The sequence below is a fragment of the Ruegeria sp. C8 genome, from assembly GCF_056537565.1.
The window spans coordinates 14,537-26,908 of record NZ_JBQFRV010000008.1 but is presented as its reverse complement, the minus strand read 5'-3'; the positions used below and the strand labels follow the sequence as shown (position 1 = coordinate 26,908).

Genomic DNA, 12,372 nt, shown 5'->3' with positions numbered 1-12,372 from the left:
AATCAGAGGCTATAAACGGCCGCCGGGGCGCCCAGAGCGTCTTCGTCGGGATGCACACCAAGGCCGGGCGTGTCGGGCAGATGCAGATGGCCGTCCACGTTGCGCGGGCCGCGCCCACCTGCGATGTCGACGGTGATCATGTCCTGACAGGCCCAGACGGCGTGGCAATTGTCATCGGGGATGGTGGCGGCCAGATGCAGCGCTTCAGTATCGGCCAGCACGGAGCCTCCAGTGGCCATGACGAACATGTCGATCCCATGAGCCAACGCAATGTCCCGCATCCGCGCAGCCTTGGTCAGCCCACCAACCCGGTTCAGCTTGATCCCGAATATCTCGGCCAGACCATCCCGCGCGATCCGGGCGGCGTCCTGCAAGGTGACAAGCGACTCATCCACCGAGACGGGCGAGGCATGTTTCGCCGATATCGCTGCGATGTCGTCCAGCGTCTCGCCCGGCTGTTCGAACATCACGTTCAGGTCCTCACAGGCGCTCATCACGCGCAGAGCCTGTTGCCGAGTCCAGCCTCGATTGACGTCGTAGAGGACAATTTCACCCGGTCGGCGGAGGCTTTCCACATCCCGAACGCGGGCGATGTCTCTCTCCACATCACCACCGATCTTGACCGAATGCGCGATGTAACCCCGGCTACGATAGCGTTCGATGACTTCGCGGGTTTCCACAACGGTCTTCGCCCCGACGGACGAGGCAATCGGGCGCGGCGTGCGCGAGCCTCCGCCCATCAGATCGGCAATCGGCAGACCCGCGGCCTGACCAGCGATGTCCCAGCAGGCCATATCAATCGGGCTTTTGGCATAGAGGTGACCGGGCAGTGCGAGGTCCATCGCGCGCTCGACCTCCAGCACCTTACGAGGATCAAGACCCAGAATGAAAGAAGCCATGGTTTCGATCCCGGCCCGGATACCCGGCCCATGTGCCGGCACATAGGTGTGGCCCCAGGGCGTGCCTTCACCCCATCCCGTCAGACCCGCATCCGTTTCAACCTTCACAATCGTTGCGTCGAGGTTTTCGAACTTCAGCCGCCCACCAGACAGCCAATAGGGATGCTCCAGCGGCAGATCGACCTGAAAAACCGTTAGTCGAGTGATCTTCATTTCAGTTCCACTTCCACAAAGGACATGCGGTGGTCCCCCGCGTTGATCACATTGTGTTCGACCCCTTGGTCCCGGCGGTAGGATGTTCCGGCAGGCACTGTCACCTCATTGACTGTTCCATCGGGCAATTCCAAACGCATGTGGCAATCGGTGACGGCGGTGATCACATAGTCCATCGCGTGGCGGTGCCAGCCGGTTTCGGCGCCGGGGGCAAAGTCAAACCGCGTGACCCGTACGCGCGCGTCGTCAATCATCTGGGTTGCTTTGGCTTGGTCTCTCACAGGCGGAACTCCTCTACCGGCGCGCCGAGGCTTTCGAAATCCGGCACGACCCCCAAGCCAGGCGTATCCGAGGCATAAAGCTTGCCATTCCGCGACACCGGGCCGCCAATTCCGGTCGACCGGGTGTTGTAGTTCATCAGGTCAGTCGTGTTCTGAAGATACTCGGGTGGAGTCGAGGCCGCAAAATGCGCCACGACCGCGCTTGTGATTTCACCTCCCCAGGTGTCTTCACTGACCACAGGAATGCGGTTTTCGACCAGATAGTCCCGCACGCGCCGCGCCTTGCTGAGCCCACCGAGGTTCGAGATTTTCAGACAGCAGATCTCGGCCCCACGATCTGCGACAATGCGTTGCGCCATGTGGATACCGGTCACGCATTCGTCCAGCTTCAACGGTTGTTCGGCGACACGGCGGACCTGTTGACATTCTTCATAGGTGCGGCAGGGCTGTTCGAGAATGAAGTCCAGATCCCGAGTCGCGCGCGCCACCCGGATGGCATTGTCGACCCGCCAGCCCTGATTGGCATCCGCCATCGCCTTTTCACCCGGTTGCAACAAAGGAACCGTGCTCCGGATACGGTCAATATCGGCGGCCCAGTCACCCCCGACCTTGATCTGGAATTGCCGGTAGCCTTGATCGCGATAGGCATTCATCTCGGCCACCGTCTCATCTACCGCCTTTTGCGGCGCGACCCGGTACATAGGCGCGCCATCCGTCAGCTTCCCACCCAGTAGCATCCAGACTGGCTGATCACAGGCCTGCCCGAGGATATCCCAGCACGCCGCATCGAACGGAGCCTTCGCGTAGCCATGCCCCTGCACCAGATGGTCCATCAACTGCTCGATCCGGCCAACCTGACGCGGATCTTCTCCCAGCAAGTGCGGCGCGACCAGCCGCGCCAGCGCCACAACGCCTTCGGAATGCGCGACCATGTAGTTCTCGCCGCAGGGCGTGAACTCGCCACAACCCTGCACACCTGCATCCGTGTCGATGACCACGACCGAGGCCGTGGCCGTCTCAATGGCGTTCCCCGCACCCCAGACATACGCGCCGCCGACATAGGGCAGCCCGGTTTGAAACACGCGGATTCGGGTGATCTTCATGCTGCGTCCATTCTGGGCAAATCCCCCATCCCTTCGCCACGCCAAAGCACGAAGGTCAGGATCGGCTGATCCGTTGTAATCATCGCGTGGCTTTGCCAGCTTTCATGACTGCGGGTCTGACCCTGGCCGACAAACACCTCTTCCCCATCGACCTTGAACAGAGCACCCCCGGCCAGCGTCAAGTAAAGCTCCTCCGCCTGATGGCTGTGCCAGCCATAGGCCAGACCCGGCCCCCAATAGCCGACATAGCCGCGCAGCTGGGTTGAATGAAAATGACCGGTCGGGCCGAACAATTCGTAGTAGCCATAGCGGCTGAGAAACTCGGCACCGACCTCCTCCACCGTGTAGGTGTGTTTCCACTGGGCCAAATGGGTGGTCGCCTTTATCGCCTCAACCAAAGCCTGCGTCTCAGCACTGCCCGAGAGGGTCAGCTCGCGAACCTGATCCGCAGCAGGGATATGGTTCGGTTCAAGTTCTACCGCCGAAAGGTCCGATGGCCATTCTCCAAAGGCGGACAGATTGGGGTGCGTTTGATGCACCAACTGCGCGGCCTGCAGCACATCATCCAAGGTCATGGGATCACCACGATATTGCCAGTGTGTTGCTTGGCAATGAACGCGGCTTGCGCGTCCCGAAGTTCCTCAAGCGGATAGGTGGCTGCAAGTGCAGGTTTGATCTCACCCGCTTCAATGTACTTCACGAGGTTCTGCATGACCTGCGGGTCAATCACAGTCGAGCCTGTGAAGGTCAGATCGCGCAGGTAGAAGGTTCGCAGGTCAAACTCGACCATGGGGCCAGCGATGGCACCTGAACAGGTATAACGCCCGCCCCGTTCCAGAATGTCGATCAGCTTCGCCCAGTAGGGACCACCGACCACGTCGGCCACCACAGTGATCTTCTCATCGCCCAGCGCAGCACGCAGGTTTTCCGGCGCGCGCGGCAGGATCATGTCTGGCCCCAGAGCTGCGACATCGGCATGTTTGGCTTCAGACGCCAACGCGATCACCCGAGCGCCACGCCGCTTGGCCAGTTGCACAAGCGCCCCTCCGACGCCACCTGAGGCCCCCGGAACCAGAACCGTGTCTTTTTCCGTGACATTTGCCCGGGTCAGCATGCCCTCGGCCGTGGAATAGGAACAGGAGAAGGTCGCAAGCTCGGCATCCGACAGGTTTGATGTGATCGGCACCGCGTTGACGGCCAGCGTCGTTGCGTATTCAGCAAAACCGCCATCCCGTTCGGACCCATAGTAGCCCGTTTTGTCCATGTTTTCGGGATCATCCGGATCGCGCAGCCAGCCATCGGTGATCACCCTTTGGCCAATCCGCGCTGCATCCACGCCTGCACCGACGGCAACGATTTCACCGCAGATATCGGCACCCTGAATGCGAGGAAAGGTAATTGGAGCGCCGCCCCAGGTTGGGTCATCCTCGCCCACCTCTTCAAACGCACCGCCCGTGGTCGCATCTGTGACGGTCTTGGAGTACCAGCCCGAGCGTGTGTTCACATCCGTGTTGTTCAGCCCGCAAGCGGCAACCTTGATCAACACCTCACCAGCAGCGGGCTCGGGGCGGGGCCAGTTTTCGTGCAGCACCATCTGCTCCAACCCGCCATGACCCATGGTCACCATCGCCTTCATTGTGTCAGGCAAACTCATCCAGTAGTCTCCTCAAATGCGCCGCAGGTCGGCAGAGGTGTTTCGGGGGCCACATACCGGCGTTTTCGACCATCTTGGTGCGCCCGGTGTGCGAATCTGCTCGACAGGCTAATTTCACAAGTGTACCACGGTCAACAATGAATGACACAAATGTATCATCAATCGTTCTCGACCGTCTGGCCGAGGAGTGGGAGGCCCTGACACCCGAGGCCCAAAAGGCCGCGCGCTATGTGTTGGAGAACCCCACCGATGTCGGTGTCTCAACCGTGCGTGAAATTGCCGAAGCCGCCAATGTCAAACCCAACACCTTTGTCCGCATGGCCCGACAAGTCGGCTTTGAAGGCTATGAGGATTTTCGCGCCCCGTTCCGACAGGCGATCCGGCAGGGATCGGTCTCATTTCCTGACCGCGCCCGGTGGCTTCAGGATATCGGTAAGTCCGGTGAGCTGGGCGGGCTCTATGCCGATATGATCGGCGCGGCGATCCGCAATATCGAAGAGACCTTTGCCAGGATCGACGCCAAACAACTGCAGGCCGCTGCCGAGGATATCTGGAATTGCCGCCAGATCTTTACGCTAGGCGTTGGGGTGAACAACTCGAACGCCCGCAACTTCACCTATCTCGCCTCGACCGGCATGAAGCAGTTTCACGCCATCCCCCGTTCCGGCTCGACCCCGGTGGACGATCTGGCTTGGGCGGATGAACAGGACGTGCTCATTGCGATTACCTGCCACCCCTATCGGACCGAAGTGATCGAGGCGATCAAGCTGGCGCGCCAGCAAGGTATGACGGTCGTTGGCATCTCGGACAGCCCGGCCAGCCCTGTGATCCTGAACGCACAGCACGGGTTTGTTCTGTCTGCGGACACGCCGCAGTTCTTCCCCTCGTCGGTCTCGACCATTGCTTTGCTTGAGACGCTTTTGTCCTTCGTGATCGCCGTTTCCAGTGATGAAATCGTTGATCGCGTCGCGCGGTTCCACCAGCGCAGGCATGAGCTTGGCCTCTACGCGGAAGAGCCCGAATAGTCACACCCGACCTCGCTCTGCAAACCTGTCATGAAATCGCCACATGGGCGCGACAAACACCGGTCGAGTACCCGCCGTGGTCAATCCATGCGCGAGGCGCATTCTGCCGATTGCATGCATGACGAGAGTGAACTAACGATAGCCCAATGCGTTTTTTGACGGCCCTATTTCTATCGTTTCTTTTCTGCGCTCCCACACTGGCGACAGCGCAAGACAAAGCGCTTTCGCCGACTGAACTTAGCCCTTCGGGACAGGACTATCTAAAGACCGTTCGCTATCGCGGGATCGACACGGATGTGGTGTATTTCGACCCCACCCAACCGGCCCCTCCGCTGGACACCAAATTCTCACCCAAACCCGAGGCGGAATCTCAGACCGTCTCTCTTGATACCAACTGGACGGTGGGGATCATCGCGGCACTGGTTCTGGCCGTGTTGGCATGGATCCTGTACCTCAGCGTGGGTCGAACGTCGGTTTCTTTCGGGTCGGGGGCAAGCAACGCAAAGCGCGCCGGAAAGCCGTCAGTGGACGCGCCCGAGACAGACGAGGAATTGCCCGATCTGGACGCCATTCTGAGGCAGGAGGATCGCAACCAGGCCGTCGTCGGGCTGGCGCAACTGGTCCTGACCCGTTGCCTCAGCGCCAATGAGGTTCTTTTCAAGCGCAGCTGGACCCACCGCGAGGCGCTGCGCAGACTGCCGCAGAGCCTCTGGTACATCTCCGACTTGCGCGCGCTGGTGCTGGAAAGTGAACGGGTGCATTTCGGCCACCGCTCCATCAGCGATCCCGACTTCAACGCGCTGCTGGCGCGCATCCGCCCAATTCTGCGCGAGGTCCGCGCATGAGCGATACGGCCAATATTGCAGCACCCGAGCGGGTCCGGGTCGACTGGATCATCTTTGGCATCATCGGCGCGCTGTGCATCGGCATTTTCCTCTATGTGATGGCCGGCCGGCAATATGCGCTGCGCGACTCCTCGACCGGGTTCGACGGGCTAGAGCTATGGCTGCGTGATCAAGGCCACATCGCACAAACCTTTACCGGCGGCTGGCCGCTGGACCGCAGCACTATTGGCCTGTTGATCCAGCCCATCTATGACACTCAGCCGGGCAAAGATCGCGCGCGCGCGCAGACCAAAGACGAACTGCTACTGCAACCGGATGAGTTCGATCAGACTCTGGACGTGATCCGCGACAAGGCGCAGTCCACCCCCAGCCTTGTGATCTTGCCCAAATGGCGCTCGGGCCTGAGGCTGACCGGGTTGGGGCACCCTATTCTGTTGTCCCCCGAAGAAGGGATCGAGGGCGTTCTACATGGGATTGTTGGTTCGGATGTCGGCACAATCCGCTCGGCCCGCGTTCCATTCACCGACTTTGACGTGGCCTCTGACGATGCGCTGACCGCCCGCCTTTATGCGGCGCAGGTCTTTGACGGGCAAGGCTGCGAGCCGCTGGTGGGGCGTCGGGGCGCTATGGTTTTAGGCCTTTGCCCACTGCCGCGCGACCGTGAACAACAGAAGATCTATGTTCTGTCCGACCCGGATCTGATGAACAACCATGGGCTGGTTTTGGGGGACAACGCCCGGATCGCGGCGCAAGTGTTGGCCGGGATCGCGGGCGAGAAGCGGATCATCATCGACTATAGCGACCGCAACTGGCTGACCGACCCGCAACAGCATGTCGCGCGCGAACGCACCTGGGACGACCTGAAGCGCCTGTTCGAACCACCCTTCCTGACCCTTTGGATCGGTGCGGGGCTTCTGCTGGCCCTTGCGGTCTGGCGCGGTGGGGTGCGCAGCGGGCCGGTCGCTGATCTATCGCTTGGCCTCGGTTCGGGCAAACGCACCGCCAACCGGGTCCGGGCCCGATTGATGCGCATGACGGATCAGGACGGTGCGCTGCTGTCGGACTTCGTCGACACCCGCCTGCGCGCCCGCGCGGCATCGGTGTTCGGTACCTCGCACGCCCTGCGCGGCGCGCCTGAGGAGGCGTACCTCACCTACATTCGCGCCCGAAAGCCGGACCTGACTGCAAAATTGGAAGATCTGGTCGCATCCATCCGCGCCCTGCCCCCGCATCTTGGACCGGAACATGCCATTCCCTATGTGGACCAATTTGAGTTGATACTGGAGCAACTTGCCGATGACGCTTGATGAATTGTTTTCCCATGCCGAAAGCCTCAGGGCTGAAATCGGTAAAGTTGTGCAAGGCCAGCAAGAGGCGGTTGACCTGCTGCTAACGGCGTTGTTTGCGCGAGGTCACGTGCTGCTTGAGGGGCCTCCGGGCACCGCCAAGACGCTTCTGGCGCGCAGCTTTGCTGGGGCGTTGAACCTTGAGTTCGGGCGTATTCAGTTCACACCTGACTTGATGCCGGGCGACGTTCTGGGTACCTCGATCTACAATTTCCAGACCAGTGAGTTTGTTCTTACCAAGGGCCCCGTCTTCAGCCAGATTCTGCTGGCGGATGAGATCAACCGCGCGCCGCCCAAGACCCAAGCCGCCTTGCTGCAGGCGATGAACGAACGCATGGTGACCATCGACGGCACCGACCATTCGCTGGGGTCCGAGTTCATCGTTGTTGCCACCCAAAACCCGATCGAACAACAAGGCACCTACCCGCTGCCCGAGGCACAGTTGGACCGTTTCCTGTTCAAAGTGAACCTCAGCTTCCCGCCCGAAGACGTCGAACTATCGATCCTGCGCAAACACGCCAATGCACCTCTGGACCCCTTGAGTGCGACGCAAACAGTGCGCCCTCTGCTGGATGCCCAGACAATGGCAGCGGCCCGGCAGTTGATTGATGAGATCGTGCTGGATGACGACATTCTGGCCTATATCCTGCGTCTCGTGCGCGCGACACGTGAAAGCGCGGATATCGCCTTTGGCGCCTCGACCCGCGCGGCGGATGCCATTGCCGGGGCGACCCGTGCAACGGCTGCGCTGAACGGGCGCGATTTTGCCATTCCTGATGACGTCAAAACACTGATCATCCACGCGCTGCAACACCGCATCGTTCTGTCCCCCGCCGCCGAAATCGAAGGCCGCGGGCCTCAGCAGGTATTGGAGAACATCCTCAACCAGATCGAGGCCCCCCGCTGATCCGTCCCTCGCGCATATTGCTGGTGGCGGCCTGCGTGGCGCTTGGCCTGTCACTGGTCGCCGTTGTCATGGGCGAAGCAACCCGCACCGTAGCCGGGGTGCCGTGGGTGGTTCTGTGCGTGCTGGCCGTAGGTGACCTGCTACTGTCCTGGCCACGCCGCCGTTCTGTCTCGGTCGAGCCGCTGGGCGATATATTCGTGGGCGAACAGGACGAGATCGCCTTGATCGTCACCCCAGCGACCTCAGGCATGACCGGACAGGTACACTGGCCCGAAGGCATAGAAGGACCGGCCCGGTTCGATCTGTCCAGCGGTCAGATGCGCATTCCATTTCGCGCCATTCGCCGGGGAAAATGGCGCCTCTCGCATCTATGGCTCAGCTGGTCTTCCCGGTTCAAACTGTTCGAATTCGTCCCGAAAATCGCCTTTGGGCTTGAACTGGCGATCGTGCCCAACATCCGCCGTGTACAATCGGGTGAAATTTCGACAACGGTCCAATCCCGTCTGTTCGGCGTAAAGGAAAACAGCGCCATCGGTGAGGGCACCGAGTTTCACCAGTTGAGGGATTTCGTACCCGGCATGGATGCGAACTCGATCGACTGGAAGCGGTCAGCGCGGCATCGGTCTTTGGTCGCCAAAGAGGTTCGGGCCGAGCGCAACCACCATGTCATCATCGCCTTGGACAACGGCTATCAGATGCGCGAGGAGATTGCGGGCCTGCCCAAGATCGACCATGCCATCACCGCGGCACTTGCCACCGCCTGGGCCGCAGCCATCGGGGGGGATCTGGTCGGACTTTACGCCTATGACGCCAAGCCGCGCATGTTCCTGCCCCCCGAACCGGGGCGCGCAGCGTTCACCCGACTGCGCAGCCGCACAGCCGAGCTGCAATATGAAAGCGTCGAGACCAACCACACCCTCGCCATGACCGAGCTGAACGGGCGCACCCCGAAACGCAGCCTGATCATCGTGTTTTCGGATTTCGTCGATACCACCTCGGCAGAGCTGATGGTCGAGAACATCAACGCGCTGGCCAAGCGGCACCTGATCGTTTTCGTCACCCTGCGTGATCCAGTCCTCGATGCGCAGGTCAACACGGCTCCGCAGGACATGAACGACGTGGCCGAGACCGTTTCGACCGGGCAGCTTCTGCGCGAACGCCGCCTTGTGCTGGAACGGCTGCAACAGATCGGCGTGACCGTGATTGACGCCGAACCGAGCGAGATCTCGGCGCGGCTGATCTCCACCTATCTGGAAATCAAAGCGCGAGAGATGATCTGATGTCCAACGCTGACCTGATCCGCTCGGCCCGGTTCCGGCAGGAACGCGAAGGCGACTGGCGACGCTTGTCCGATCTGGTCGACAAGGCCGAAGGTCAGGGCCTGCACCGCATGAGCTTTCAAGAGGCGCGCGATCTGGCCGACCTCTACCGGCAGGCCACAACATCACTATCCATCGCGCGCGAAATCTCATTGGATCGCGGGTTGCTGGAGTATCTCGAGGCGCTGACAAGCCGCGCCTATCTGAGTGTCTACGCCCCGCAACAACGGCTGGGCGGGATCATCCGCAAGTTCCTGACCAGCGGTGGGCCACAAGCGATGCGGTCCTCCTGGCGCGTCACCCTTTTGGGGTTTCTGTGCATGGCGGCTGGCGCTATCGCCGGGTATTTCTTCTACTTCGACAATCCCGAATGGTTCTTCGTCTTCATGCCCACCGAACTGGCCGGGGGGCGCGGGCCAGATGCCAGTACGGACTATCTGCGCTCGGCCATCTATGGCGAGGAGGACGGATCCGGGCTGGGGGCTTTTGCTACTTACCTGTTCTCGCACAACACACGTATCGCGATCTTTGTGTTTGGGCTTGGGGCATTCCTCTGCGCGCCAACGGTTCTCTTGCTATTCTATAACGGGCTGATTTTGGGCGTGTTTTATGCGCTGCACATTGATCGGGGCTTGGGCTGGGACCTTTTCGGCTGGTTGTCGATCCACGGCGTGACCGAGCTTTCGGCGATCTGCATCGCGGGCGCGGGCGGGTTGAAACTGGGCCTCGCCGTATTGTTCCCCGGCCAGCTCACACGCCGCGCGGCATTGCGGGCCGCCGGGCATGATGCGGTGAAACTGGCGCTGATTGCCGCCATGATGCTGGTCGCCGCCGCCCTGCTGGAAGGTTTCGGTAGGCAGTTGGTACAGGACCGCACCACGCGCATCGCCATCGGCTGGGGGATCGGTGCGCTGTGGCTGCTGTGGTTCTGCATGGGCGGAAGGAAACGGTCATGACCCAACCCAAACTCGACCGTCTACTGCCCCCCGAAGGTGTGCCGCTGTACTTCCGGGTTGCGGGTGTGGGCGTGCGCATGGCCGCCCAATTCGCCGACATCCTGATTACTGGGGTCGGCGCCGTCGCCTTCTTCCTGCTTTTGCTGGCCATCGACGTTGTCCCGCCCGAGGCGCTTGTGGCCGTTGCCGCGATGCTGTTCTTCATCATCCGCATCCCCTACTACGCCGCGTCCGAGTTGGTGTGGAATGGCCAGACCATCGGTAAGCGCATGATGAAGATCAAGGTGGTCTCGGCCGATGGTCAGGCGCTGACAACGCAATCCCTCGTCGTTCGCAACCTGATGAAAGAGGCCGAGATTTTTCTGCCTGGCACGCTGGTTCTGACCCTGAATGCCGAGGCCCTGATCCCTTCGCTGATCTCGCTGGCCTGGATACTGGGCGTGGTTGCGGTGCCGGTGTTCAACAAGCGCAGCCAACGGCTGGGGGACATTATCGCAGGCACCTATGTGATCCACCTGCCCAAGCCGATCCTGCTGCCCGATATGTCCAAAGCAATCAAGCCCGCCACCGCCACCCAGCCCCGATTCCAATTTCTGACCCATCAGCTTGAACATTACGGCGCGTTCGAGTTGCAGACCCTCGAAGGGTTTTTGCGCGGCGCGGCACGCTCGACCGGGCCCGAGGCACACAAACGGAAAAAGGAAACCATGGCCGCAATTTTCGAACAGGTCCGGCGCAAGATCGACTACGCCGATGCGGTCCGCCCCGAAGACCAGCTTGCCTTTCTCGAGGCCTTCTACAAAGCACAACGCGCCTTCTTGGAACAGCGCCAGTTGTTCGGCGACAAACGCGCCGATAAATTCCACGGCGAGGCAGACAAACAAGGCTAACCACGCCTGTTGCAGATTTACCCAAGCGAGAAGCAGAAAAACGAAACTCGTCTTGAGGATGAACCCGTTCTAAAGGCTCTATCAGAGACAGAACATTAGAATGGTTTGGAACAAAAAATGACAGATACAGCCAATCCCGAATACCCCGAGGCTCACATGCCCCTAGGCGTCGGAGCCATTGTCGGCGAGACGTTTTCGATCTTTTTCAAAAAGCTCCACCTTGTGCTTCTGTTGGGGTTCATTCCGGCCCTGATCGAAGTCATTGTGAACAATTACACGGTGGCGCAGTCTTTCGACGATATTGGCACCGCCAGTTTCGACAATACCGCCTTCTATTCTGGTGTGATCGTGTCGGCTCTGATCACATTGCTCGCATATGCCGTCACCACGGCCGTGATAATACAGTTCGCCTATGACGCAAAACTGGGGCGCGCGGCGCGTATTGGCAGTTATTTCTCGGCGGCTGTCGTCAACCTGCCTGCCATTGCAGTTCTGTCGATCGTAACCACGATCTTGTATTTTATCGGACTTGTTTTTCTGGTCGTGCCGGGTATCTGGATCTACGCCGTATTCTCCGTCATCGTACCGGCCATCGTGATCGACAAGGCCGGGTTCGGCGCGATGGGACGCAGCGCGACTCTGACCAAGAACTACCGATGGCCCATCATCGGCGCGCTGATCCTGATGGGTCTATGTATTGTGCTGGTCGTCATGGTAGTCACATTTGTTTTCGCAGCTGCGTTCGGGTTTTCCGGAATTGCTGATCCAACGGCATCTTTGGGTCCCTGGGTCTTTTTTGAGGCCGCGCTCAACGCGATTGCCTACGGTTGGCTCAGCATCACCATCGCGCTGATCTTTGCTCGCCTGAAGGAGATCAAGGAAGGTGTCAGCGTCTCAGATCTGGTGGACGTGTTCAAGTAAGTCCACGCCCCGC

At 60.4% G+C, this 12,372-nt stretch carries 13 protein-coding genes; 8 read left to right on the top strand and 5 right to left on the bottom strand.

Annotated elements, in window-relative coordinates:
* Positions 1–2: 2 nt before the first annotated feature.
* From ACR0KL_RS11965 to ACR0KL_RS11945, 5 genes are read right to left on the bottom strand one after another with little or no spacing between them, the layout of a single operon-like run.
* The gene (locus ACR0KL_RS11965) at positions 3–1,112 is read right to left on the bottom strand and encodes a mandelate racemase/muconate lactonizing enzyme family protein (RefSeq protein WP_170681573.1); all 1,110 of its coding nucleotides are present in this window, start codon (positions 1,110–1,112) and stop codon (positions 3–5) included.
* Positions 1,109–1,366, bottom strand: coding sequence for a cupin domain-containing protein (locus tag ACR0KL_RS11960; protein WP_170681606.1), 258 nt, complete (start codon positions 1,364–1,366; stop codon positions 1,109–1,111). Before ACR0KL_RS11960 ends, ACR0KL_RS11965 begins: the two co-directional genes overlap by 4 nt.
* 23 nt (positions 1,367–1,389) lie before the next feature.
* Positions 1,390–2,496: an enolase C-terminal domain-like protein gene (locus tag ACR0KL_RS11955; RefSeq protein WP_170681571.1), complete on the bottom strand. Its 1,107-nt coding sequence runs from the start codon at positions 2,494–2,496 to the stop codon at positions 1,390–1,392.
* A complete protein-coding gene (locus tag ACR0KL_RS11950; RefSeq protein ID WP_170681569.1) occupies positions 2,493–3,071 on the bottom strand; it encodes a dimethylsulfonioproprionate lyase family protein in 579 nt (192 codons plus the stop codon). Before ACR0KL_RS11950 ends, ACR0KL_RS11955 begins: the two co-directional genes overlap by 4 nt.
* Positions 3,068–4,150 carry an alcohol dehydrogenase family protein gene (locus ACR0KL_RS11945; protein WP_480555089.1) on the bottom strand — a complete coding sequence of 361 codons (1,083 nt, stop codon included), beginning with the start codon at positions 4,148–4,150 and terminating at the stop codon, positions 3,068–3,070. Before ACR0KL_RS11945 ends, ACR0KL_RS11950 begins: the two co-directional genes overlap by 4 nt.
* Before the next feature lie 137 nt (positions 4,151–4,287).
* Here ACR0KL_RS11945 and ACR0KL_RS11940 point away from each other — a divergent pair, with 137 nt between their 5' ends.
* From ACR0KL_RS11940 to ACR0KL_RS11905, 8 genes are all read left to right on the top strand, one after another.
* A complete protein-coding gene (locus ACR0KL_RS11940) occupies positions 4,288–5,175 on the top strand; it encodes a MurR/RpiR family transcriptional regulator (RefSeq protein WP_170379200.1) in 888 nt (295 codons plus the stop codon).
* A 146-nt stretch (positions 5,176–5,321) separates the two neighbouring features.
* Complete coding sequence (locus ACR0KL_RS11935) at positions 5,322–6,020, top strand: DUF4129 domain-containing protein (RefSeq protein ID WP_170681566.1); 699 nt, start codon at positions 5,322–5,324, stop codon at positions 6,018–6,020.
* A complete protein-coding gene (locus ACR0KL_RS11930) occupies positions 6,017–7,327 on the top strand; it encodes a hypothetical protein (protein ID WP_170681564.1) in 1,311 nt (436 codons plus the stop codon). Before ACR0KL_RS11935 ends, ACR0KL_RS11930 begins: the two co-directional genes overlap by 4 nt.
* Positions 7,317–8,273, top strand: coding sequence for an AAA family ATPase (locus ACR0KL_RS11925; protein WP_170681562.1), 957 nt, complete (start codon positions 7,317–7,319; stop codon positions 8,271–8,273). Before ACR0KL_RS11930 ends, ACR0KL_RS11925 begins: the two co-directional genes overlap by 11 nt.
* 35 nt (positions 8,274–8,308) lie before the next feature.
* A complete protein-coding gene (locus ACR0KL_RS11920) occupies positions 8,309–9,553 on the top strand; it encodes a DUF58 domain-containing protein (RefSeq protein ID WP_480777070.1) in 1,245 nt (414 codons plus the stop codon).
* Entirely contained in the window at positions 9,553–10,548 is a 996-nt protein-coding gene (locus tag ACR0KL_RS11915) for a stage II sporulation protein M (protein WP_170681561.1), read from the top strand. The genes ACR0KL_RS11920 and ACR0KL_RS11915 overlap by 1 nt, the downstream gene beginning before the upstream one ends.
* Positions 10,545–11,438: an RDD family protein gene (locus ACR0KL_RS11910; RefSeq protein ID WP_170681559.1), complete on the top strand. Its 894-nt coding sequence runs from the start codon at positions 10,545–10,547 to the stop codon at positions 11,436–11,438. The genes ACR0KL_RS11915 and ACR0KL_RS11910 overlap by 4 nt, the downstream gene beginning before the upstream one ends.
* Positions 11,439–11,555: 117 nt before the next feature.
* On the top strand, positions 11,556–12,359 hold the full coding sequence (locus tag ACR0KL_RS11905; protein WP_480777069.1) for a hypothetical protein: 804 nt from the start codon (positions 11,556–11,558) through the stop codon (positions 12,357–12,359).
* The last annotated feature ends 13 nt before the right edge of the window (positions 12,360–12,372 follow it).

What these genes read in the sequence shown, in the direction of transcription:
- ACR0KL_RS11910 (WP_170681559.1), top strand. Translation starts at nt 10,545, where the DNA reads ATGACCCAACCCAAACTCGACCGTCTACTGCCCCCCGAAGGTGTGCCG.
- ACR0KL_RS11905 (WP_480777069.1), top strand. Translation starts at nt 11,556, where the DNA reads ATGACAGATACAGCCAATCCCGAATACCCCGAGGCTCACATGCCCCTA.
- ACR0KL_RS11940 (WP_170379200.1), top strand. Translation starts at nt 4,288, where the DNA reads ATGAATGACACAAATGTATCATCAATCGTTCTCGACCGTCTGGCCGAG.
- ACR0KL_RS11955 (WP_170681571.1), bottom strand. Translation starts at nt 2,496, where the DNA reads ATGAAGATCACCCGAATCCGCGTGTTTCAAACCGGGCTGCCCTATGTC.
- ACR0KL_RS11960 (WP_170681606.1), bottom strand. Translation starts at nt 1,366, where the DNA reads ATGATTGACGACGCGCGCGTACGGGTCACGCGGTTTGACTTTGCCCCC.
- ACR0KL_RS11925 (WP_170681562.1), top strand. Translation starts at nt 7,317, where the DNA reads ATGACGCTTGATGAATTGTTTTCCCATGCCGAAAGCCTCAGGGCTGAA.
- ACR0KL_RS11965 (WP_170681573.1), bottom strand. Translation starts at nt 1,112, where the DNA reads ATGAAGATCACTCGACTAACGGTTTTTCAGGTCGATCTGCCGCTGGAG.
- ACR0KL_RS11935 (WP_170681566.1), top strand. Translation starts at nt 5,322, where the DNA reads ATGCGTTTTTTGACGGCCCTATTTCTATCGTTTCTTTTCTGCGCTCCC.
- ACR0KL_RS11945 (WP_480555089.1), bottom strand. Translation starts at nt 4,150, where the DNA reads ATGAGTTTGCCTGACACAATGAAGGCGATGGTGACCATGGGTCATGGC.
- ACR0KL_RS11950 (WP_170681569.1), bottom strand. Translation starts at nt 3,071, where the DNA reads ATGACCTTGGATGATGTGCTGCAGGCCGCGCAGTTGGTGCATCAAACG.
- ACR0KL_RS11915 (WP_170681561.1), top strand. Translation starts at nt 9,553, where the DNA reads ATGTCCAACGCTGACCTGATCCGCTCGGCCCGGTTCCGGCAGGAACGC.
- ACR0KL_RS11930 (WP_170681564.1), top strand. Translation starts at nt 6,017, where the DNA reads ATGAGCGATACGGCCAATATTGCAGCACCCGAGCGGGTCCGGGTCGAC.